This is a genomic window from Arthrobacter caoxuetaonis (assembly GCF_023921125.1).
Taxonomy (GTDB): domain Bacteria; phylum Actinomycetota; class Actinomycetes; order Actinomycetales; family Micrococcaceae; genus Arthrobacter_B; species Arthrobacter_B caoxuetaonis.
Genome location: NZ_CP099466.1, coordinates 2083870 through 2105111 on the forward strand (window position 1 = coordinate 2083870; position 21242 = coordinate 2105111).

The following is a 21242-nucleotide window of genomic DNA, read 5'->3' on the forward strand; positions in this document are numbered from 1 at the left end:
GCAGGACGCTAGGCACTTTCCCGCAGGGCGTCATGGATCCGGATCAGCCGCCAGGTGTTGGAGGCAGTCTGCCTGGAAATATCCAGGGTGCGCAGTGCGGAGCGGGGGTTCAGGCGTGCCTGCACCCGCCAGATCTCCGAGTCCACCAGCCCGGCCCCGTGTCCGCGTTCTGCCCGGGGTTCTTCCTCCCACCAGCTGCGGCGCTCATACCAGCGCACCGGATTGGCTGCGACCTTGTAGGTCCTCCCCTGCCAGGTAAGCCGCAGCGGGATGCCCGCCGGGGAGCACACCACCTCTATTGCTTCGCTGAAAAGTCCCACGGCTGCCCCTCCACGTGCCTAGGCCAGGCTGAAACACCTGGCTGAAAACATTCGAACATATATTCGAACTCCAGTGTACGGCTCCCGTCTGACAATGGGCACGGCGGTGCCTAGGAACCTGGTGGGAGTCCTGCGCCCGGTTCACTCCGACGCCGCCTCAACCCGGGACTGCGTCGAAAGCGGTATCTCCTCAATGAACAGGCACAGCACTCCGCCGGCGGCCACGATGGGCACGCTGAGCAGGAAAATCGGCGGCATGGCCTGCCCGAATGCTGAAGCGATCACTTCCTGGGCCTGCGGCGGCAGGCTCTGCAGCAGGGCCGGTGTCAGCGAGTTGATGCTCCCTCCGGGAATGGCGTCCGCGGACCCGGCGGGGGCGCCGGCCAGCTGGTCCGTCAGCCGGCTCACGAAGATGGACCCGAACGCTGCAATGCCGAAGGACGCGCCGATCTGGCGGAAGTAGTTGGCTGAGGAGATCGCCGTTCCCATGGTCCGCGGCGGCACGCTGTTCTGCACAATCAGGACGAGGTTCTGCAGCAGCGCCCCGATTCCCATGCCCAGGACCGCCATCCCCACGGCCGTGAACCAGTAGGGGGTCTCGGCCGAAATGCGGGAAAGCAGCAGCAGCCCGCAGATCACCACGGCGCACCCCGCAACGGGGTAGATCTTGTACCGGCCGGTGCGCGAAATCAGCTGGCCCGTGCCAATGGAGGTCAGCAGCAGCCCTCCCATCATCGGCAGCATCATGAGGCCCGACTGCGTGGCACTGGCCCCGCCCACCATCTGCAGGAAAGTAGGCAGGTAGGAAATGGTGGAGAACATGGCAATTCCGACGGCGATACCCGCCAGCACCGGCACCAGGAAGTTCCGCATCCGGAACAGGCCCAGAGGCAGGATCGGTTCCGAGGCCCGGGATTCCGCCCACACGAAGGCGCCCCCGGCCAGCAGGGCAGCAGCGGAGAGGCCCAGGATCTGCGGGCTGGACCACTCATAGGTTGTCCCGCCCCAGCTGGTCACCAGGATCAGCGCGGTTGAAGCCGCCGCCAGCAGCGCCGCTCCCAGGTAGTCCAGGCGCGGCCGCACCCCGCTGTGCCGCGGCAGGTGCAGGGAGATGATGACCACGGCGAGCGCCACCGCGCCGATGGGCACGTTGATGTAAAAGACCCACCGCCAGGACCAGGAATCGGTGATCCAGCCGCCCAGCAGCGGCCCGCCGACTGAGGCCAGCCCGAACGCGGCACCGATCAGGCCCATGTACCGTCCGCGTTCCCGCGGGGAGACCAGGTCCCCGATGATCGCCTGCGCCCCAATCATCAGCCCGCCGCCGCCAATGCCCTGCAGGGCCCGGAAGGCGATCAGCTGGCCCATGCTCTGCGACAGGCCCGAAAGCACCGACCCCAGCAGGAACACGGCAATCGCGAAGATGAAGATGTTCTTGCGGCCGAACAAGTCACCGAGCTTGCCGTAGATGGGCAGTCCGATCGTCGCGGCCAGGATGTAGGCGGTAACTACCCAGGACAGGTGCTCCAGCCCGTTCAGGTCCCCCACGATGGTCGGCAGGGCCGTGGCTACGATGGTCTGGTCCAGCGCTGCGAGCAGGACCGAGAGGACAAGGCCGGTGAAAACCAGTATCCGGCCCCGCCGCGCGCCTTCTCCGGCCGGTTCCCCGGGTGCTTCCCCGGGGGTTCCCGATCCGGGTGCACCGGGCCCTGTCTCCCGGCCGGGAGCTGCGGACATTGCCGATCCGGGTGCCTCCTGGCCGGAGTCACGCCCTCCCGCAGGACGTGCCCCCGGGCTTGCCGCCGAGCGTGGCTCTATCCAGGGTGTTCGGCCTGCCGAGCCTGTTAAGCCTGCCCGGATGGCACCCTCCCGGGCGGCTGCCTGCCGTTCCTCCGGCGTTTTACGGTGCCGGGGTTTCCTGGGCCTCCCTGCCCGGTCGGTCCGCAGCGGAACAGCCGGGGAGCCGGCAGGGACCTGGGCCGCGTGCCTGGGGTGCCCGTGTACGCCGGAAACTTCAGTGCCGCCGTCGTGGGCCGGGACTGCCGGGTGTGCACCGGGGCGGACCATCAGCGTTTTGCCTCCCCGCCGAGCTGCACGTTTGCCTCTGTGGCCAGGGGAATCTGCCGGATAAAAAGTGTCAGCACGAACGCCGCTCCCAGTGCGGGGATTCCGAGCAGGAAGATCGGCGGCAGGGCGGTTGCAAAGGCATCGGCGATGAAGTCCCGCGCCGGGGCCGGCAGCGCCTTCAGCTGCTCGGGGCTGATGGAGTTCACTCCCCTGCTGGTCACCCCGCGCACGGCATCAGGGGCGTTGGCCACCTCATCGTTGAGCCGGGAGATAAACACGGAGCCGTAGATGGCGATTCCCAGCGTTCCGCCGATTTGCCGGAAGTAGTTCGCGGAGGAAACCCCTGTGCCCATGTTCCGGGGCGGAACACTGTTCTGCACAATCAGCACCAGGTTCTGCATCAGCGCGCCAATTCCCAGGCCGAGTACGAACATGCCCAGGGCAGTAAACCAGTACGGCGTTTCCGCGGAGATGCGTGAGAGCAGCAGCAGCCCCAGGATCATCACCAGCGATCCCAGGACCGGATAGCTCTTGTAGTGTCCGGTGCGGGAGATGAGCTGGCCGGTCCCGATGGAACTGAGCAGCAGGCCGGCCGTCATAGGCAGCATCATCAGCCCCGAGTCTGTGGCGCTGGCTCCGTTGACCATCTGGAGGAAGGTCGGCAGGTAGGAGATGCTGCCAAACATCGCCAGCCCGACGGCGAGCCCCACCAGCGTGCACACCACGAAGTTGCGGATCTTGAACAGCCGCAGTGGAAGGATCGGCTCGGAAGCCCGCAGCTCTACGGGGATGAACACGGCAATGGCGATCAGGGCTGCTGCGCCGAGGCCCAGGATGGTCGGGGACGTCCAGGCGTACGTGGTTCCGCCCCAGCTGGTAATGCCCACCAGTGCCGCACTGGCGAAGGCGAGCAGGATGGCGCCGGGGTAGTCCAGCTTGATTCCGGCTGCGCTGCGCTTGGGCAGGTGGAGGGAGGTGATGATCAGCGCCAGGGCAATGGCTCCAAGCGGCAGGTTGATGTAGAAAACCCACCGCCATGACCAGTACTGGGTCAGGTAGCCGCCAAGCAGCGGTCCGCTGACCGAGGCGACTCCAAATGCAGCGCCGATCAGTCCCATGTATTTTCCGCGCTCGCGGGCGGGGACGATGTCCCCGATGATTGCCTGCGCACCGATGATCAGTCCGCCGCCGCCCACGCCCTGCAGCGCCCGGTAGGTGATCAGCTCTGCCATGCTGTGCGCCTGGCCGGAGAGCGCCGATCCGATGAGGAAGACGATGATCGCGAAGATAAAGATGTTCTTGCGGCCCAGCAGGTCACCGAGCTTGCCGTAGATGGGCAGCCCGATTGTGGAAGTCAGCAGGTAGGCGGTGATGACCCAGGACAGATGGTCCAGTCCCTGCAGGTCGCCCACGATCGTGGGAAGGGCGGTGGAGACGATGGTCTGGTCCAGGGCCGAGATCAGCACGGCCATGATCAGGCCGGAAAATACCAGCACGATCTGCCGCCGGCTATGCGGTGACGGGGCTGGTGTGCCGTGCTGGCCGGTCGGTCCAGGGGGCTCCGCGGCAGCAGATGCGGGCGGGAGACGGTAGGACGACGCCGGCGACCCAAGATCAGTGGCGGCGCGGGCCCCCGTATGGGTCGCTTCGGCTCCATGGGCAGTAAATCGAGCGGCCAATGACGCCTCCTTGGAAGGTCCTCCGTGGATGGTCCGGAACCAAAACCCACTAACCATCAGACGCCCGCCATCCTGCCAAGTCAACGGTCGGCGGAGGCCCTTGGACCCGAATACTGCACGGACCGGCAGGCATCGCCGCTGCGGAGGGCACGAACTTCCGCAGCCGGGATCTGCTCCATGCCTCCGGCATTGTTCCGCGGGTATGACGGGCGCAAACTTGCACTAACCGCGGACCGGCCATGACGTCGAAGCCGCACGGGATCCCCTCTTCCTACCGGGTGCGCCATGAACTGGACAACATGAACCGGACAATGAGCATCATTTTCCGTGCCATCCCCCTTCTCATGGGTGCGGTCTGCCTGTCTTACGGCCTCTACATCCTGGCCGGGCCCGACGACGCCGATCACTTTATTGCCGGACACGTCACCGTGGGGCTGAGCGCCATTTGTTATGCCCTGTTCACGACTGCGGCAACCATTATCAGGCAGCTCATCAACCGTTACGGGCGCGTGTGGGAGGTCATCCTGCCCCTATCCGGCTACGTGGCCGCTGCCGCCGCCATCCTCTGGGGCATAGTTCTGGCGAACCGGGACAACACCCCGGAGAACCTCACCGCAGGCTTCGTCGTGATCGGCGTAGGCTTGGTCGCCGCCTGCGTCAGCACCGTAGCGGCCGCATCCACAAAGTTCACGCTGATCCAGTCGGCACAGCTGCTTGAGCCGTTGGGCGGCCCGCCGGAGGGTGCCCATACCCGCGCCGTTGGGACGGCGCTGATCATCGTTCCGGGTGCCGCCGCTGCCGCCGGTTTCTCCCTGGCCACCGGCCTGCTGCTGCGCGGAGACATCCCCGGGTTCGTCGCAGGACACGTTCTGATAGGCCTGTCGGCGATCTGCACGTCGCTGATATCCCTCGTCGCGAGCATCGTGCGCCAGGTGCGCAACGTGTTCAGCGACGGCGAGCGTTTCGCCTGGGCCTGGCTCGTCGGTGCCGCGGGCATGGTCAACCTGCTCCTCGGGCTCTTTGTGCTGTTCAGCTCAAACGAGCCCTACCGGCTGGCACCGGGATGTGTGCTGATCGGCCTTGGGCTGATCTGCTTCAGCATTCTCTCGAAGGTGCTGCTGCTCGCGCTCGTCTGGCGGCGCACGTTTGCCCTCGCCAACCGCATCCCGCTCATGCCCATCGGAACAGCGCTCACCTGCCTGTTCTTCGCCGCGTTCCTTTTTGAAGCCGCAGGCACGGAACCGGCGTTCTTTGTCGGCGCGCACGTCCTGGTTGGACTCGGAGCTGTCTGCTTCACGCTCTTCTCAATCGTGTCGATCCTGGAAGAGGGAACGTCCTAGCGGCAGGTCGGGGAGCTGCTGCTCAGCCGGCAAATTCAATACCGTCCGCCGGACGCGGCCTGGTGAGCCAGTAGCGGGACCCATCCGGGCTGCGGCGGAGGATTCCTTCATCGACCATGGCCCGCCGGAACATTGCCGGGTCCGTGGTGAAGGCGGCGAGCCTCCCGGTGACCTCGGCTTCCGTCAGCCGGGCACGGCCGGGAGGACCTGCCGCACTGCCGGGGCCGGCGTCGGCCGTTTCCGGGCCCTGCGCACCGGCGCCGAGGGCACCGTACCGTGAGAAGACCTCACCGGCCAGATAGTGCAGGACTTCCAGGCGGTCGGCCCGTTTGGAGGGCAGGCTGCCTGAGCTTGACGGGCCCAGGTGCCGCAGCGGGGACTCATCCCTGGGCGCCCGGTCCGCAGCGAGCAGGCGGGAGAAGACCTCCGGGACAGGATGCAGGCCGTCCTGCCCGTCCCGGACCAGCCCCGCCTTCATCAGGACGTCCAGCGACTTCGTTCCGGCACGGTCCAGATCGCGGCCGGAGAGGGGTTCGCCCTGCCCTGCCGCGGTGATGATCCGGCCATACAGGTCCAGCCTGCGCGAATCTGCGAGCGCAGCAGCCGCCGCTTTCCATCTGGAACTGCCGGCTGTGCCTGGATCTTTCAACTGCGGTGCCTTTCAAGCCATATGGATGCGGATATTTGTGCGGCCGGCGCCTGTCCGGGCCATGATCTGTGACGTAGCCTACTGCAACAGGAATCGGGACCGAGGGGAGCTGCGCATGGAGTCGTGCTATCCCGTGCGCTCCTTCGCGGCTGCGTCCGTAGCGGCAGCAGGCAGCGCGGTTGCGGAGCTTGCTTCCCGCATCTCCGGCCTGCCGGTCTACGCTGAGGCCCTCCCGGATCTTTCCCGTGCCTGGTTCGGCGGCTCCTTCCGCCCTGCCGGATGGGAGGTTCCGCCGCCCTGGGATCCCCTCTCCCGTGACTACCCGTGTACAGACGGCTGGGTACGGCTGCATACCAACGCCCCTCATCACCGCAGGGCTGCGCTCGCAGTCCTGGGCCTGCCCGCGGATGCCGGCCCGGAGACGGCGGCGGTGGCCGTCAGCGCATGGAAAGGCGGGGAACTTGAAGAAGCCGTGGTGGAAGCCGGCGGCTGTGCGGCCCGGCTGCGGACGGTGGAACAGTGGCAGGCACATCCGCAGGGACAGGCTGTCCGGGCCGAACCCCTCATCGGCTGGACCCGGCGCGCCGCGCAGCTGCCCGTTGAAACGACTGGGTCCCCTGAACGGCCGCTGGACGGTGTCCGGGTCCTGGATCTTACCCGCGTCATCGCCGGACCGGTGGCTACCAGGTTTCTTGCCGGATTCGGTGCCCGGGTCCTGCGCGTTGATCCGCCCGGCTGGCAGGAGCCGGCACTGGAAGCGGAGATGACGGTGGGCAAGAGCTGTACCCGGCTGGACCTCCGTACGCCCGGCGGTGCTGCGAAGGTCCGCGAGCTGATCTCAGCCGCAGACCTGGTGGTGCACGGCTACCGTCCCGGTGCCCTGACCGGACTGGGACTGGACGAACACCGCCTCCAGCAGCTGTGCCCCGGCGTCGTAACCGTGGCGGTCAATGCCTGGGGCTGGACCGGGCCGTGGCGCGGCCGCCGGGGTTTTGATTCCCTGGTGCAGACGGCGTCGGGAATCGCCGACGCCGGCATGGCCTGGTCTGCGGCGGGTGCGCCGCGGCCGCTGCCGGTCCAGGCGCTGGACCACGCCACCGGGTATCTGGCTGCAGCGGCAGCCGTTCGGGCCTGGTCCCGGCGGCTGGACGGGGAGGTGTATGCAGCTAGGCTCTCCCTGGCCCGGACAGCGGCGGAACTGCAGCGTGCTGCGGAGGCCCGCCGTCCGGTGCCCCCGCCCTGGGAGTTCCCGAAGGAACCGTCCGCCCCCGCCCTGCCGCGGACGGCGGAGCAGACGTACTGGGGACCCGGCGAGCGCCTGGCACCGCCCGTTGTCTTCAGTTCGGTAGGACCGGTTCCCGTCATGAAGTGGGAGCTGCCCGCGGCACCGCTGGGATCAGCGCCCGCGGCCTGGTAGCCGGCGAACCGGGCTAGCTGCGGCTGAAAGCGTCCAGTTTTGCCTGCGTTTCGTCTTCGCGCCGGGTGCGCAGCTCGTAGTCGATGAAAGCGTCGATCATGGCGCGGTAGGTCTTTTCCACGACCGTGGAGTCCTGTTCCTGTGCTTCGGCGGCTTCCCGCACGTGATTGATGACTTCCTCTACGCGGTCCCGGGCGCGGACCTGGGCGTCGTCGTCCTTCAGGCCCCCGGCAAGCCGGACCAGGCGTTCGCGGCGCCAGATCAGCGCAACAATTTCTTCGTCGATCTCGTCAATGGCCGTGCGCACGGCCCCAAGCTGTTCGGTAGTCGGGTCTGTTTCCACTGTTTCTCCCATAGGTTCGAGTTTACCGGGACCCCGCTGCGGCCTTGCCCTGCTCCGCGGGCCGGCCGAGTTTCGAGGGCCACCAGATCCGCGGGCCGATGTCGTAGGACAGAGCGGGAACCAGCAGGGAGCGCACCACCAGGGTGTCCAGCAGCACCCCGAAGGAGACAATGAACGCCAGCTGTGCCAGGAACAGCACGGGGATCACACCCAGCGCGGCGAACGTCGCCGCGAGCACAATCCCGGCTGAGGTGATCACCCCGCCGGTGATCATCAATCCGCGGATCACTCCGTCCCTGGTTCCGTGGCGGATGCTCTCCTCCCGGACCCGGGTCATCAGGAAGATGTTGTAGTCCACGCCCAGGGCCACCAGGAAAATAAACCCGTACAGCGGAACTGCCGGGTCCGCACCCGGGAAGTCCAGGACGTAGTTGAACAGCAGCGCCGAAATGCCGAGGGTGGCTCCGAAGGAGAGCATGACGGTGAGGATCAGCAGTACCGGGGCAAGGATCGCGCGCAGCAGCAGCATCAGCAGGAACAGGATGACTACCAGTACCACCGGGATGATCAGGTTCCGGTCATGGAGGGCGGCGTCATTGGTGTCCACGTTGGTGGCCGTGGTGCCGCCAACCAGGACACCCTCGTCTTCCGAGAGGTCCGAACGCAGATCGCGCACCGTGTCTTCGGCTCCGGGCGAATCGGCGTCCTGGGTCAGGGTGGCCTCCAGCAGCACCTTCCCGTCCACCGTCTTGGGCGCAGCGGACTCGGCGCCGGGGATCGGCGGCACCTGAACGCCGTCGGAAGTTACCGGAAGCTGACCGGCCGGGGTGCCGCTGGCCGCGACGGTCACGGAATTGATGTTCGGGTTGGCCAGCACTGTGTTGGCCACGGCCTGCAGCTCATCCTGCGGTGCGATGATCAGCACCGGGCTGCCGGAGCCCGAGGGGAAATGCTCGCCCAGTGCTTCCTGGCCGTCCGCTGATTGCGTCTCGCCCAGCACAAAGTCGCTCTGCGGCACCCCGCTGGCCCGGAACTGCACAGTGCCGATGGCCGCTATAGCCAGGACAACTGCGCAGATAAGCCAGGTACGCCGCGGGTGGGCCCTGATGATCCGGGCTGTCCGCGCCCAGAGTCCCTTGGACTCGTGGTCGAGCTCGGCGTGCCCTGAGCCGACCGCGGGGCGGCGGGGCCAGAAGGCCGCCCGGCCGAAAACGAACAGCAGGGCCGGGAGCAGCGTCATAGCCGACAGGAAGGAGAAGGCAATGCCAATCGAAGCGACCGGTGCCAGTGCCTTGTTGGAATTCAGGTCGCTCAGCAGCAGGCACAGCAGGCCTGCGATCACGGTCGCGGCAGAAGCCAGCACCGGTTCGAACGTTCCCTTCAACGCAGCCCAGGTTGCCGTCCAGCGGTCCCGGTGATCGCGCAGCGATTCCCGGTACCGCGAGACATAGAGCAGCGAATAATCCGTGGCTGCACCAATGCCCAGAATGAAAAGAATGCCCTGGACCTGCCCGTTGATGCTCAGCAGGTCCGCGTCTGCCAGCCAGTAGACCACCAGGATCGCGGCAGACAGGGCGAAGATCGAGGTCAGCAGCACAAGGATAGGCAGCAGCGGCGATCGGTAGACAATGATCAGGATGAGCAGGACAGCGCCCACCGCGACCAGGAGCAGTGTCCCGTCGATCCCGCCAAAAGCATCGGAGATGTCTGCCAGCTGCCCGGCTGGGCCCGTGACATACCCGGACAGGTCCTGGGGCTGGCCGTCGGCTATGACGCTGCGCAGGTTTTCCACCGTCGCGGCGGCCTCAGAGTCATCCGCCACGGGCACGAACAGTTCGGCAGCCTTGCCGTCCTCGGAATACTGGACCGGGGAAACACTCCCGTCCACTCCCTGGGTGCCTGCGAGCGCCTGCGTCCGGTCCTCAATGAACGTTTTGTCCGCGTCCGTCAGTCCGGCGTCGTTGACGAAAATCACGACTGCTGGAATCGCGTTGCTGTCGCTGAACTGCGCCTGCAGGTCTGCGACCTGCGTGGAAGCACTGCTGGCGGGAAGATAGGACGACTGGTCGTTTTCGGTGACTTCGCTGATCTTCCCGAAGTACGGACCGCCGATCCCGCCCACCACGAACCAGACAATAATCAGCACCACGGGAATGAGGATGCGCAGCCAGGCCGGGGGCCCTGGCCTGGCTGAGTCTGCATCAGGGCGCTCGTGTGGGCCGGGGTTCGGGGAGATCGCTGTGCTCATGGGCCTCGTCGCATTCTCGCGAGAGCGCGGGTTGGCTCAAACCGGCCATCACCCCGCCCGTGGACGTGCACTGCCGCCTTCCATGAGAGACCTTCCGGTCCCGCCGCGTCAACAGGCTGCAGGACGGATCCCTCTCCCGGCGGGATGAAACCTCTTCGCCATATTCTGGGTTTGATGCCGGTTCAGTGGCAGGATCAGTACATGCTGCCCCAGTTGAGCGTCGTCACCCTTGGCGTGAGCGACGTCGAAGTTACCTATGCTTTTTACTGCCGGCTTGGCTGGAACGCGCTGCAGTACGTCCCCGGGGAAGTCGTGTTCTTCCAGGTTGGACACGGCATCGTGCTGTCATTTTTCCGCAATGACCACCTTGCCGCGGAGTCCGGAGCCACCGGTTCCGCGGCCATGGCGCCGGTCACCCTGGCACACAACGTGGAGTCACCGAAGGACGTCGATGCGATCCTGCATGAAGCAGCGGCTGCCGGCGGGTCCATCGCTGCCCCCGGAACGCAGATGAGCTGGGGCGGATACTCCGGGTACTTCACCGACCCGGACGGCTTCCGCTGGGAAATCTGCCACAACCCCGGCCTGTCCGTGGATGCGGAAGGAAACGTCACCCTGTCCGTCCTGGAATCCTAGGTCTCCACTCCAGGGTTTTCGGAGTCCTAGAACAGCGCGTCCTCCGGCGCTGACGCCGGACGTGCTGTGGCGGCCTCCAGCAGCCACGGACCGTCGTTGCTGACATTTCCCACAGCGTGGTCGGCCGGGTCGAGCCGGAACTGCCCGGCGGTTGCATAAGCCTGGTCCAATGCTCCCGCCAACAGGTCAATGGCCGCAGCCTGCCCCAGCGTCCCGGGCCTGATCCAGTCCGCGAGCGCAGCGGCTGAGAGCGGCAGGGGCAGCCGGTCGTGAAGGGACCCCAGGCTGGCCAGGACGGGATCAGCGTCCCGGGGATCGGGAGCGGCCAGGGTAATAATCGAGGTTGAGAGCAGCCACCGGCCGTCCTGCCCGGCCGGGACCGCAGGGTCGGCCCACCATTCGTAAAGGCCGGCGAACCAGCTCAGCTTTCCGTCGGTCCGGCGCACGATGTACGGCTGCTTGATACCGCCCGGGCCCTTCTTCCATTCGTAGTATCCGTCCATGGGCACCGCACACCGCCGTGAGAGGACTGCTTCCCGGAACGTGGGCTTCTCCAGCAGCGTCTCGCTGCGCGCGTTAAACCCGCGCACCCCCACGGAAATGTCCTTCGCCCAGGCCGGAACCAGCCCCCAGCGGGCCGTGTGGATCTGCCGGACCCGGGCACCGTGCACCAGCCGTTCCAGGACCACCGGCACGTCCGACGTGGGGGCCACGTTCCAGGACTGCCTGAGCTCAAGGTTCGCATCCGCTTCCGCTTCTGCTTCCGCCACCAGGTCCCCAATGGCCCTGGCCATGACGTATCGACCGCACATGTCTCCAGTCTGCCCGGCAGGAGTGCGGGCAGGGAATTCCCCGGCGCGCCCCCGGGCCTTCCCCTTCTTTTCCCCGCCCGCCGGCCCCGCTGCCTGGGAATGAAAATCCGTCCGCTGATGTTCCCTTGGCAGCACAACCGGCAGTACAAACACCCAGCAAGGAGAATTGCCTCATGACCGCACCCGCCGAAACCTTCCTCCCCGCAGCCGGAACCATCACCATGTTCTCGACCAGCTGGTGCGGCTACTGCCGTCGCCTGAAGTCCCAGCTGGATGCCCAGGGCATCGGCTACACCGAGGTCAACATCGAAAATACCGAGGGCACCGCGGAACTCGTCGAGTCCCTCAACGGCGGCAACCAAACCGTCCCCACGGTCCTCTTCCCCGACGGCTCGGCTGCCACCAATCCGTCCGCCGCCGAGGTGAAGTCCCGCCTGGGCCTCTGACCTGCCCGAACACTGTTCCGATGCCGGGAGCCGCGAAAGTGACTCCCGGCATCGGCGTCCCTAGGATGGAACAGTAGCCCCGGAACGCCGGGGTGCCCCTGAGACATCTCCCGAGAGGCAGCCCTCCCCCATGGTTCACAAGGTCCAAGCTGTAGTAGTCAAGGAAAAGAACGCTCCGGTATCCCTGGAGACCATCCTGGTTCCGGACCCCGGGCCCGGTGAAGCACTCGTGGACATCCTCACCTGCGGTGTCTGCCACACCGACCTGCACTACAAGCAGGGCGGGATCAGCGATGACTACCCCTTCCTCCTGGGACACGAAGCCACCGGCGTGGTCTCCGCCGTCGGACCCGATGTCACCGAAGTAGCCCCGGGCGACCGCGTGATCCTGAACTGGCGAGCCGTGTGCGGCGAATGCCGTGCCTGCCGCAAGGGCCAGCCGCAGTACTGCTTCAACACCCACAACGCCACCCAGAAGATGACCCTCGAAGACGGCACGGAACTCTCGCCCGCCCTGGGCATCGGTGCATTCGCCGAGAAGACGCTGGTAGCCGCCGGCCAGTGCACCAAGGTGGACGACGACGTCGATCCGGCTGCGGTGGGCCTGCTCGGCTGCGGTGTGATGGCCGGCATCGGTGCGGCAATCAACACCGGCGAGGTCAAGCGCGGGGAATCGGTGGCAGTGATCGGCTGCGGCGGCGTCGGTATTGCTGCGATTGCCGGTGCCAAGCTCGCCGGTGCCACCACGATTATCGCCGTGGACATCGATTCCGCGAAGGTCGACCTGGCCCTGGCCAACGGCGCGACGCACGGCATCAACTCCCGCGAAGAAGATCCGGTCGAAGCTATCCGCGCCCTCACCGGCGGCAACGGTGCCGACGTCGTCATTGAAGCCGTGGGCCGTCCGGAAACCTACAAGCAGGCCTTCTATGCGCGTGACCTGGCCGGACGTGTGGTCCTGGTCGGCGTGCCGACTCCCGAGATGCAGATCGAACTGCCGCTGGCGGACGTGTTTGGCCGCGGCGGATCGCTGAAGTCCTCCTGGTACGGCGACTGCCTGCCCTCGCGCGACTTCCCGATGCTGGTGGAGCAGTACAAGCTGGGCCGGCTGGATCTGGACGCCTTCGTCTCCGAGCGGATTGGCCTGGGCGACATCGAGGAAGCGTTCACCAAGATGCACGACGGCAAGGTCCTGCGTTCGGTGGTGGAGCTCTAATGGCGGCACGGATCGACAAGGTCGTCACCTCCGGTACGTTCAGCCTGGACGGCGGCACCTGGGACGTGGACAACAACGTGTGGATTATCGGTGACGACGCGCAGGTGATCATCATCGACCCGGCCCACGACGTTGACGCCATCGAAGCCGCGGTCGGCGAGCGGGAAGTCATGGGCATCCTGCTGACGCACGGCCACGATGACCACATCCGGGCGGCCCTTGCCGCCCAGGACCGGTTCAGTGCACCGGTGTTCCTGCACCCAGAAGACCGGATGCTCTGGGACGCAGTGTTCCCGGACGAAGGACCGGATGACGTCATCGAGGACGGCGACACGTTCGAAATCGCCGGAGTCACCCTCGAAGCCCTTCACACCCCCGGCCACTCCCCCGGATCGGTCTGCTTCTACGCCCCCGAACTGGGAACCGTGTTCTCCGGTGACACGCTGTTCAGCGGAGGCCCCGGAGCCACGGGCCGCTCCTACAGCGACTTCGATACCATCATCGAATCGATCCGCACCCGGCTGCTGACCCTGCCTGCGGAAACGGTGGTGAATACCGGCCACGGGGATTCGACGTCGATCGGTGCTGAGGCGCCGCACCTGCAGGAATGGATCGCCCGGGGCCACTAGCTCCGGCCCATTTCCTGGCGCTCATCGAGAGGACAGCTGCGGCTCGCAGCGCGTGCCGCAGCTGTCCTCCCGGGGTTCCGGGGCGGGTGCGGTCAGGGCCGCGAAACCTGCCACCCTTCGTTGCCCTCTGCTGCCTGCCAGTCCGTCGGTTCCCCGGCTTCCTCCAGGATGTCGGTCAGCCACCAGGTTTCGCCGGGAGCCCAGCCTGCGAGCATGGTCTTTTCGTAGCTCGTACCCTCGACGTTCCCGGCGGTTCGCAGGTATGCCTGCACGGTGAGATGCACGCCGTCGAAATCCTCCGAGACGGCCACCCAGTCCGGAATGCGCCAAAACCAGGTCTCCGCTTCAGGCGTCCCCGCGGCTTTTGACCAGGCGGCCCGGCGGGCCAGGGTGGCGTCCAGCGGATAGCGGCGCACCAGCTCTTCCCAGCTGGCCGGACTGTCGATTTCGTAGACGCGGGCCCCCGAACGGGCCCGGAGCGGAAAGGTCCGTGCCTGTCTCCAGGCCAGGGGATCCTCCACGAGGCTCAGTCCGGCCGGCCCGCTTCCGGGAAGCGCGGACGTGGTGACGGGAAGCCCCACGAGCGCAGGACCGGACCACCACCTGCCGGTCCAACCCGCAGCAACAGGAGCATTCGTTCGCTGCACGAGGATGGCCCCGTGCCACTGTTTCAGCTTGTCCCTCGCGCCCGAGAGGCTCACTTCCCCCGTGCCTTGGACAACGTTGCTCCCGATCCACTGCACGTAATGCTGCAGCGGTGCGCTGGGTTGTGTCCACCAATCCGATCCCGCTGAGCGCACGGCTGCGGCGGCGGCAGGAATCATCGCCTCCCGGACCTCGGGCTCGGTGAGCAGGCGTGAAATCTCGTCCGGCGGCCGCCAGTAGACAGCACGCCGGACCACCCTGGCCAGGCACTTGTGGAGCTCGGCAGCGCTGATTGCAAAGTCTTCGGGCACGGAGGTGAGCATGCGGAGCACACGCTCGGCATTCCTCGACAGACCCGGCGGCAGCAGCCGCCTGCTGTCGTAGAACTCTGCGGGGTGCGAAGGCGATGCCGACCGGGCAATCTCGAGGCTGAGCTCCCGTCCCCGCGGACCCTCCAGGAGTGCCTTGGCCGAGGAAGCAGATTCCATGATGTCAACCTATCAGCGGTTCGGGTTTCCGAGCCTGGTAGCGGAGCGAACAGCGGCCCGGTCACGGATAGTTCTTACGCAGCGGCGCATGGTGGCCCAGTCGACGGCGGCCAGGGGCGCTGCTGCCAGCGAACCCGGGTCCCGCGCCGCGTAACGAAACCGGCCGCGCACCAGCAGGCGTGTCTGGTTGAGGCGGACCGATTGCAGCATCCACAGCCAGGTGCAGCGGCTGTCCCCGTCCGCCCACAGCATCCACTCATTGGGCTGCACTTCCTTGATGTGCAGCCTTTGGCCCGTGCCGCTGGACATGACATCCCCAACGTCCAGTTCGTGCCGCGGCGGCAGGAGGGAAACCACGGGCGCAGTGCTGTCCGGCGCAGCCAACCGGTTGAAGACGTACCACCCGGCGCGGCTGTGGCCGACCCGGTTGAGATAGGGCCAGACATCCCCGGCCTGCGCGGGAACCATCATGCTGTGCGTGTATTGGAGCACCTTGCCGGAGAGGAAGCTGTCTCCGGGAAGTTCTCCGCCCGCATCCGTGCGGCGCAGCTGGGGCCGGATGATGCGAAAGTAGACACCCGCGGCTGACACGGCCGCCGCGGCAGCACCGAGCACCCGCCGGTAGGACTGCCCCCGGGGTCCGAACACTTTCCGCCATTCAGCCACGAGAGGCGCTAATCCTGTTCCAGGACGGAAAGGATGTTCCCGGCCGGGTCCCGGAACCAGGCAATCAGTGGTCCGCCGCGGCGGAAAACGCCCTGTGCGTCCACCCCCTCGAACGCCTCGAAGACCACTCCCCTGCCAACGAGGTCTTCCACGGCAGAATCAATGTCGGACACCGGGAAGTTCAGAACAGTGTAGGTGGCCGGAGTGTGGTTCTTCTTCGGGTAGATCAGCACGTGCTTCTCAGGACCCAGTTCCAGGCGGAGCATCCCGTTGTCTGCCGTCACGGGGAGTTCCAGCGTGGTGCCGTAGAACCGGCGGGCGGAGTCGACGTCGTCCACGGCAAACCCGCTGAATGCTTTTCCGTACTCGAACATGGTGGCACTCCTTCAGCTCGCAGTGCCCTCGATAGTAGTCCCCGAGTGCCCGGCCGGGCACCGTACCTCCCATTGTGGCCAACGCTGCGGGCGTACTGCCGGCGCCGCGGATTCGGCGCTACTGTGGTGGCGCCATGGAGTATTTCAGTGCCGAGGGATACGAATTCGCGCGCCAGGTCCTGCAGCGCGGCATTGCCGCCGCATACCTGCCGGCGTTCCTGGCAGCGGCGGCCCAGTTTCCGGCCCTGCTGGGCGAACGCGGCCTGCTGCCGGCCCCGGAGTACCTGGACCGTGCGCGCCAGCGGCGGATTCCAACACTGTTCCGTCTGTACTACTCAGACCGGCTGCTGCGTTCGGCGGCCTGGACGGGCGTCCTGGTCTCGGCGCTGCTGGTTGCCGGTTTTCCCCAGCAGGGACCGCCCTGGCTTCCGATGCTGGCGTTTGGCCTCCTCTTCTTCCTCTATCTCTCAATAGTGAACATCGGGCAGGTTTTCTACGGCTTCGGGTGGGAGTCCCTGCTGCTGGAGGCAGGTTTCCTCGCCGCGTTTTTGGGTTCGGACCAGGTTCCGGTCCCGGTCACCGTGCTGTTCCTCTTCCGCTGGGTCGTATTCCTGCTGGAGTTCGGCGCGGGATTGATCAAGATGCGCGGCGACACCGTCTGGCGGGACCTGACTGCCCTCTACTACCACCATGAAACCCAGCCCATGCCCAACCCCGCGAGCTGGTTCTTCCACCATCTGCCCAAGCCGCTGCACAAGGCTGAAGTGCTGGGCAACCATTTTGCGCAGCTGGTGGTGCCGATTTTCCTGTTCTTCCCGCAGCCGGTGGCCTCTGCTGCGGCGGCCCTGGTGATCCTGACCCAGTTCTGGCTGGTCCTTTCGGGCAACTTCGCCTGGCTCAACGTCCTGACCATCCTGCTGGCCTTCAGCGCGGTGGACGACGGCGCCGTGAGGGCACTGCTGCCCTGGGCCTCGTTCGCGGTCCCGGACCCGCGCACCGTCCCTTGGTGGTTCATCGCCGTGGTGCTGGCGATGACGGCCGCGATGCTCTACTGGGCCTGGGCGCCGCTGCGGAACCTGTTCAGCAGGAACCAGTTAATGAATGCTTCCTTCAACCGGTGGCACCTCTCCAACGCCTACGGCGCATTCGGGAGCATCACGCGGCGCCGGCACGAAGTCATCATCGAGGGCACGCTGGACGATCCCGGACCGGAGGCACTGTGGCTGGAATACCAGTTCCACGGAAAGCCCGGGGATCCGCGGCGGCTGCCCCGGCAGTTCGCGCCTTATCATCTGCGCCTGGACTGGATGATGTGGTTCCTGGGCCTGGGCGCCTCCGGGCGCGGCTGGTTTCCTGTCCTCCTGCAGAAGCTGCTGGCGGCGGACGCGCCGACGCTGAAACTGCTGCGGCAAGACCCGTTCAACGGCAGGCCGCCGCGCTGGGTCCGCGCCAGGGTGTTCACATACCGGTTTTCGACACCCGCTGAACTACGCCGGGACCATGTCTGGTGGATCAGGGAACCGGCCGGAGTGCTGGTGGATCCGGTGCGGCTCGAACCCGGCCGGCAGCCTTGAGCCGGCCGGACCCCACGGCGTAGGTCAGAACGGACCGGCTCAGACGCTGTCCGGCTTGGTCACCACCAGGTGCGTGGCGTGGTCGTACAGGAAGGTGACCGGACCGCCGGCATGCTGGAAGCCGTAGTTCGCGCCGTCGAAGTGTGCACAGGTGCCGTAGTTTTCAGCCCAGGTCCCGTTGAGGGCAGCTTTGTACTCATAGTTCCCGGGCGGCAGGTCCACGGTCAGCTTCCACAGTTCGTCGCTGCGGTCGAAGCCGAGCTGCACGGAGTCAGCTCCGGGATCCCAGTCATCCCCGCCCAGGACTGCGCCGAATGTGCCCGGAACGGCCACCGACCCCGGCTGCGGGAAGGACGGCCCCTCGTAGTTCTCCTCCGGGTGCGAGCCATGGGGCTGGGCTGCGGGAGGGGTGACTTCGGCAGAGACGAGTGCTTCTTCGAGCACCGCCTCACCCTGCGCTTCTGAGACGGTCACCGCTTCAATCGTTTGGCGGCTTCCGTGCAGGGCGGCCTGCAGCTGTTCCACGGCGGGGAACTCGGCTAGGGCGGCACGTCCGGCGCCTGTGATGCTCCAGCCCGCCCGTCCTTCCTTGAGGATCCAGCCCGCCTTGACCAGCTTGGTGCTGGCAGTGACCAGGGCGCGTTCACCGCGGGCGACGCCGCTGGCCAGCAGCGCCGTCTCTGCCTCTTCGAGGGGCACCTGCTCCAGGGCCTGCCGCAGCACCTCGGCACGGGAGGTCTTCCCGTGTTCGGACGGATCATGGGCCGCCAGGATTTCCAGGATGGCTTTCAGCCGGAGGGCGGTGTTTTCGATACTCTTCTTGGGCAATGCTGGTCCTTTGATTAGTCTGGCGCGCGGCCGCTCCGGAGCCGCCCACGCTGCGTTTCCGTTGCCAGATGCTAACGGGCTCAGGCAGTGGTTGGAAGCATCCGGCCCGGCCCGGCGGAGAATTTCAGCAGCGCGGAGGGGTCCCCTTGACGCAGCCGGGCGTACCTGCCATAGCCGGCCAGCAGGGCAGCTTCGGCCTCCGGAAGCGTCAGGTCCGGCGCCAGGTCTTCTGCCGCTCCCGCGGTAGCCGGGTCCCAGTCCAGGCCGAGCGCCTGATAAACCGCTGTCAGCACCTGCCGCAGCGGCGCGGCGTCCTGCACCACCACCACGGAGGAAAAGAGCCAGGCCCCGGCGACCACCCGCTGGGCGGTTCCCACGAGCTTGATGCGTCCCGGTCCGGTCCCGCCGTGGACGCTGTACTCACCCGGGCAGTACTCCCCCGGGATCTCGCCCACTGATGCCGCCACGCCCGCATCCTGCAGCGACGCTGCCAGCAGTGAGGCGAAGTCAGCGAAGCGCGGCAGGGAACGGGCGACGGCGTTGGCCTCCGGTTCGATGTGGTCAAGGATCAGGCACCCTTCGTGGTACGCAGCTGCCCTGCCCCCGGCCCGGCGCACCAGCGGCTCGAAACCCAGGTCCCGGCAGGCGGCCGCGGCATCTGCGAATCCAGGCAGCCTGGCATCACGCTGGCCGAAGGCCACGGTCGGACGGGGCCGGTAGACGCGCAGCGACGGGCCGAGCTCTCCCCTGCGGGCCGCAGCCAGAAGCGTCAGGGCGAGTTCAAGATCCTCCGCCGCCCCCAGCGAATCGCGCTGCCGGTAGACCTCCAGGACACGCGCCGGTTCCTGCACGGTCAGCTCCGGCCCAGCGGCCGGACAGTGAGGATCTGTTCGCTGCGACCAAAGGGCCCCGACTCGTCATGGAGCACCGAAGAGGTGAGCCCAATTCCGTCCGTGCCGAAAGTGACCCGCGTATCCAGGCCCAGCCAGCGACCCGCGGGCCTGCGGTGGAGGTGGATCTGCAGGTCTACGTTGGGGAACATCCAGCTGTCCCCTCCCGGCGGGACCCGGGCCGCGACGCCGTTGGCTGCATCCACCAGGCCCAGCAGACTGACCAGGTCCGGTGTCGGTCCGCCGTCGACCATTTCAAACGGAGACCGGACCCAAACCTGGCCCCTTCCCGGGCGGAGGCCGGGAACGGCACGGAACTCGAGGGTGTTGATGAAGTTCCCCGGCCAGGCGGTCATCCCGTCGAAGCCCGCTGCTTCCCGGGGGCCGGGCATGGCCTCGTCCTCCAGGGCGGCGACCTCTGACGTATCGCCCACGGCCAGCCGCCAGGCGGTGGCCTTGATGGCCGTGCGCCCGCCGGCAACGAGTTCGGCTTCCAGCAGTTCGATGGTGCGGCCGGCCCTGGCCACCTTGGTGGTGACGTCGAAGATGACCTGCGGGATGATGCCCAGGATCTCGAAACTGACCCGGGCCAGGCGGAGGTCCGGGCGCTGGTTGGTTTGCTCCAGGCAGTGCACCAATAGTCCCGCTGCCGGCGCCATATGCTGCTCGTGGTCGTTCCAGGCACCCTGGGTGTGGAGGGTTGATTCGAACGTCCCCTCGCCCAGCGAGCGGTAATACGATTCGGCCACTTTTCCTCCTGCCAGGTCCCAATGTGCGCTCCTAGGCTACAGGAGGCCAGGCGGCTGCCGGCCGGTCCGGCACCGGGCCGGCCCGTCTGTCTTTCCCGGGACGGGACGCCGCCGGCGGCCGCCCCTTCCACGGGACGGGCGCCGTGGGCAGAATGAGGAGCAGTGCGCCCGCGCGCCCGCCGTTCGCTCCGAGCGGCCGGCTGCGGCGAATCAAAGGAAACCGAGGAAGCATGAAGTACACGCATCTTGGCCGCTCCGGCCTGCAGGTCTCCCGGCTGTGCCTTGGCACCATGAACTTTGGTCCCAAGACCGGCGAAGAGGACTCCCACCGCATCATGGACGAGGCGCGGGAAGCAGGCATCAACTTTTTCGACACGGCCAACGTCTACGGCTGGGACAACAAAGGCCTCACCGAGGAAATCGTGGGCCGCTGGTTCGCCCAGGGCGGGGGCCGCCGGGAAGCAACCGTGATTGCCACGAAGCTCTACGGCTCCATGGGGCCGGGTCCCAATGACACGTACCTCTCCGCACTGAACATCCGCCAGGCGCTGGACGCCAGCCTCAGGCGGCTGCAGACCGACCACATCGACCTCTACCAGTTCCACCACATTGACCGGAACACACCCTGGGACGAGATCTGGCAGGCCATGGAGACGGCGGTGGCCCAGGGAAAGGTCATCTACAACGGCAGCAGCAACTTCGCGGGGTGGAACATTGCCGAAGCCCAGGAGAATGCACGCCGGCGCAGCTTCAACGGCCTCATTTCGGAGCAGAGCATCTACAACCTGGTTAACCGCGCCGTAGAACGTGAGGTCATTCCCGCGGCACAGAAATACGGGCTGGGCCTCATCCCCTGGTCTCCGCTGCAGGGCGGGCTCCTCGGCGGCATCCTGAAGGCCCAGGACGACGGCGGGCGGCGGGCCGAGGGACGGGTCCAGGACCTGCTTGCCAAGCACCGGGAGCAGATCCAGGCGTACGAGGATCTGGCTGCGGAACTGGAGATCGAACCCGGCATCCTCGCCCTCGCCTGGCTCCTGCACCAGCCGGCCGTCAGCGCCCCGATTACAGGTCCCCGCACCGCAGGACAGCTCGATGATGCCCTGGCCGCGCTGGACATCGAGCTCGACGCCGAGACCCTGGAGAAGCTGGATGCCATCTTCCCGGGGCACAAGCCGGCCCCCGAGGACTACGCCTGGTGATGCGGCCCGGACCGGCCGGGTGGATCC

The 21242-nt window shown here is 66.8% G+C and carries 21 protein-coding genes; 8 read left to right on the top strand and 13 right to left on the bottom strand.

The window, feature by feature from the left end:
* Positions 1–8 precede the first annotated feature (8 nt).
* The 3 genes from NF551_RS09505 to NF551_RS09515 all read right to left on the bottom strand — a co-directional run bounded on the left by NF551_RS09505 (position 9) and on the right by NF551_RS09515 (position 3883).
* The gene (locus NF551_RS09505; protein ID WP_227895667.1) at positions 9–320 is read right to left on the bottom strand and encodes a DUF6504 family protein; all 312 of its coding nucleotides are present in this window, start codon (positions 318–320) and stop codon (positions 9–11) included.
* Positions 321–461: 141 nt separating this feature from the next.
* Positions 462–2057: an MDR family MFS transporter gene (locus NF551_RS09510; protein ID WP_227895666.1), complete on the bottom strand. Its 1596-nt coding sequence runs from the start codon at positions 2055–2057 to the stop codon at positions 462–464.
* A gap of 329 nt (positions 2058–2386) precedes the next feature.
* Positions 2387–3883 (bottom strand): MDR family MFS transporter, encoded by a 1497-nt coding sequence (locus NF551_RS09515; RefSeq protein ID WP_227895665.1) that lies wholly within the window; start codon positions 3881–3883, stop codon positions 2387–2389.
* Between the two features lie 422 nt (positions 3884–4305).
* On the opposite strand from NF551_RS09515, the gene NF551_RS09520 reads away from it, so the two are divergent.
* A complete protein-coding gene (locus NF551_RS09520) occupies positions 4306–5406 on the top strand; it encodes a DUF2776 family protein (protein ID WP_227895664.1) in 1101 nt (366 codons plus the stop codon).
* 22 nt (positions 5407–5428) lie between these two features.
* On the opposite strand, the gene NF551_RS09525 is transcribed toward NF551_RS09520, so the two are convergent.
* The gene (locus NF551_RS09525) at positions 5429–6055 is read right to left on the bottom strand and encodes a DUF2087 domain-containing protein (RefSeq protein ID WP_227895663.1); all 627 of its coding nucleotides are present in this window, start codon (positions 6053–6055) and stop codon (positions 5429–5431) included.
* A 115-nt stretch (positions 6056–6170) separates the two neighbouring features.
* Here NF551_RS09525 and NF551_RS09530 point away from each other — a divergent pair, with 115 nt between their 5' ends.
* A complete protein-coding gene (locus tag NF551_RS09530; RefSeq protein WP_227895662.1) occupies positions 6171–7472 on the top strand; it encodes a CoA transferase in 1302 nt (433 codons plus the stop codon).
* 13 nt (positions 7473–7485) lie between these two features.
* Here the strand turns inward: NF551_RS09530 and NF551_RS09535 are convergent, their stop codons facing one another.
* On the bottom strand, positions 7486–7827 hold the full coding sequence (locus tag NF551_RS09535; RefSeq protein WP_227895661.1) for a chorismate mutase: 342 nt from the start codon (positions 7825–7827) through the stop codon (positions 7486–7488).
* Positions 7828–7837: 10 nt separating this feature from the next.
* Entirely contained in the window at positions 7838–10063 is a 2226-nt protein-coding gene (locus tag NF551_RS09540; protein ID WP_227895660.1) for an MMPL family transporter, read from the bottom strand.
* Between the two features lie 201 nt (positions 10064–10264).
* Between NF551_RS09540 and NF551_RS09545 the strand changes: the two genes are divergently transcribed.
* On the top strand, positions 10265–10699 hold the full coding sequence (locus tag NF551_RS09545) for a VOC family protein (protein WP_227895659.1): 435 nt from the start codon (positions 10265–10267) through the stop codon (positions 10697–10699).
* A gap of 26 nt (positions 10700–10725) precedes the next feature.
* Here the strand turns inward: NF551_RS09545 and NF551_RS09550 are convergent, their stop codons facing one another.
* Entirely contained in the window at positions 10726–11511 is a 786-nt protein-coding gene (locus NF551_RS09550; RefSeq protein ID WP_227895658.1) for an SOS response-associated peptidase, read from the bottom strand.
* Between the two features lie 173 nt (positions 11512–11684).
* Here NF551_RS09550 and NF551_RS09555 point away from each other — a divergent pair, with 173 nt between their 5' ends.
* From NF551_RS09555 to NF551_RS09565, 3 genes are all read left to right on the top strand, one after another.
* Complete coding sequence (locus tag NF551_RS09555; RefSeq protein WP_227895657.1) at positions 11685–11957, top strand: mycoredoxin; 273 nt, start codon at positions 11685–11687, stop codon at positions 11955–11957.
* A gap of 130 nt (positions 11958–12087) precedes the next feature.
* Entirely contained in the window at positions 12088–13173 is a 1086-nt protein-coding gene (locus NF551_RS09560) for an S-(hydroxymethyl)mycothiol dehydrogenase (RefSeq protein WP_227895656.1), read from the top strand.
* Positions 13173–13802 carry an MBL fold metallo-hydrolase gene (locus NF551_RS09565; RefSeq protein ID WP_227895655.1) on the top strand — a complete coding sequence of 210 codons (630 nt, stop codon included), beginning with the start codon at positions 13173–13175 and terminating at the stop codon, positions 13800–13802. The genes NF551_RS09560 and NF551_RS09565 overlap by 1 nt, the downstream gene beginning before the upstream one ends.
* A 92-nt stretch (positions 13803–13894) precedes the next feature.
* Here the strand turns inward: NF551_RS09565 and NF551_RS09570 are convergent, their stop codons facing one another.
* Genes NF551_RS09570 through NF551_RS09580 form a run of 3 tightly spaced genes read right to left on the bottom strand, consistent with a single transcriptional unit; the run spans position 13895 to position 15975 of the window.
* Entirely contained in the window at positions 13895–14935 is a 1041-nt protein-coding gene (locus NF551_RS09570; protein WP_227895654.1) for a hypothetical protein, read from the bottom strand.
* Between the two features lie 12 nt (positions 14936–14947).
* Entirely contained in the window at positions 14948–15601 is a 654-nt protein-coding gene (locus NF551_RS09575; protein WP_227895653.1) for a hypothetical protein, read from the bottom strand.
* A gap of 8 nt (positions 15602–15609) precedes the next feature.
* Positions 15610–15975, bottom strand: coding sequence for a VOC family protein (locus NF551_RS09580; RefSeq protein WP_227895652.1), 366 nt, complete (start codon positions 15973–15975; stop codon positions 15610–15612).
* Between the two features lie 134 nt (positions 15976–16109).
* On the opposite strand from NF551_RS09580, the gene NF551_RS09585 reads away from it, so the two are divergent.
* On the top strand, positions 16110–17549 hold the full coding sequence (locus NF551_RS09585) for a lipase maturation factor family protein (protein ID WP_227895651.1): 1440 nt from the start codon (positions 16110–16112) through the stop codon (positions 17547–17549).
* A gap of 39 nt (positions 17550–17588) precedes the next feature.
* Here NF551_RS09585 and NF551_RS09590 read toward each other — a convergent pair whose 3' ends face one another.
* From NF551_RS09590 to NF551_RS09600, 3 genes are all read right to left on the bottom strand, one after another.
* Complete coding sequence (locus tag NF551_RS09590) at positions 17589–18377, bottom strand: pullulanase X25 domain-containing protein (protein WP_227895650.1); 789 nt, start codon at positions 18375–18377, stop codon at positions 17589–17591.
* An 80-nt stretch (positions 18378–18457) separates the two neighbouring features.
* Positions 18458–19234 carry a lipoate--protein ligase family protein gene (locus NF551_RS09595; protein ID WP_423721672.1) on the bottom strand — a complete coding sequence of 259 codons (777 nt, stop codon included), beginning with the start codon at positions 19232–19234 and terminating at the stop codon, positions 18458–18460.
* On the bottom strand, positions 19231–20016 hold the full coding sequence (locus tag NF551_RS09600; protein ID WP_227895648.1) for a thioesterase family protein: 786 nt from the start codon (positions 20014–20016) through the stop codon (positions 19231–19233). Before NF551_RS09600 ends, NF551_RS09595 begins: the two co-directional genes overlap by 4 nt.
* A gap of 230 nt (positions 20017–20246) precedes the next feature.
* Between NF551_RS09600 and NF551_RS09605 the strand changes: the two genes are divergently transcribed.
* Positions 20247–21215, top strand: a complete 969-nt coding sequence (locus tag NF551_RS09605; protein WP_227895647.1) for an aldo/keto reductase — start codon at positions 20247–20249, stop codon at positions 21213–21215.
* Positions 21216–21242 lie beyond the last annotated feature (27 nt).

What these genes read in the sequence shown, in the direction of transcription:
- NF551_RS09510 (WP_227895666.1), bottom strand. Translation starts at nt 2,057, where the DNA reads ATGTCCGCAGCTCCCGGCCGGGAGACAGGGCCCGGTGCACCCGGATCG.
- NF551_RS09535 (WP_227895661.1), bottom strand. Translation starts at nt 7,827, where the DNA reads ATGGGAGAAACAGTGGAAACAGACCCGACTACCGAACAGCTTGGGGCC.
- NF551_RS09580 (WP_227895652.1), bottom strand. Translation starts at nt 15,975, where the DNA reads ATGTTCGAGTACGGAAAAGCATTCAGCGGGTTTGCCGTGGACGACGTC.
- NF551_RS09565 (WP_227895655.1), top strand. Translation starts at nt 13,173, where the DNA reads ATGGCGGCACGGATCGACAAGGTCGTCACCTCCGGTACGTTCAGCCTG.
- NF551_RS09550 (WP_227895658.1), bottom strand. Translation starts at nt 11,511, where the DNA reads ATGTGCGGTCGATACGTCATGGCCAGGGCCATTGGGGACCTGGTGGCG.
- NF551_RS09560 (WP_227895656.1), top strand. Translation starts at nt 12,088, where the DNA reads ATGGTTCACAAGGTCCAAGCTGTAGTAGTCAAGGAAAAGAACGCTCCG.
- NF551_RS09555 (WP_227895657.1), top strand. Translation starts at nt 11,685, where the DNA reads ATGACCGCACCCGCCGAAACCTTCCTCCCCGCAGCCGGAACCATCACC.
- NF551_RS09530 (WP_227895662.1), top strand. Translation starts at nt 6,171, where the DNA reads ATGGAGTCGTGCTATCCCGTGCGCTCCTTCGCGGCTGCGTCCGTAGCG.
- NF551_RS09520 (WP_227895664.1), top strand. Translation starts at nt 4,306, where the DNA reads ATGACGTCGAAGCCGCACGGGATCCCCTCTTCCTACCGGGTGCGCCAT.
- NF551_RS09605 (WP_227895647.1), top strand. Translation starts at nt 20,247, where the DNA reads ATGAAGTACACGCATCTTGGCCGCTCCGGCCTGCAGGTCTCCCGGCTG.
- NF551_RS09585 (WP_227895651.1), top strand. Translation starts at nt 16,110, where the DNA reads ATGGAGTATTTCAGTGCCGAGGGATACGAATTCGCGCGCCAGGTCCTG.
- NF551_RS09570 (WP_227895654.1), bottom strand. Translation starts at nt 14,935, where the DNA reads ATGGAATCTGCTTCCTCGGCCAAGGCACTCCTGGAGGGTCCGCGGGGA.
- NF551_RS09545 (WP_227895659.1), top strand. Translation starts at nt 10,265, where the DNA reads ATGCTGCCCCAGTTGAGCGTCGTCACCCTTGGCGTGAGCGACGTCGAA.
- NF551_RS09540 (WP_227895660.1), bottom strand. Translation starts at nt 10,063, where the DNA reads ATGAGCACAGCGATCTCCCCGAACCCCGGCCCACACGAGCGCCCTGAT.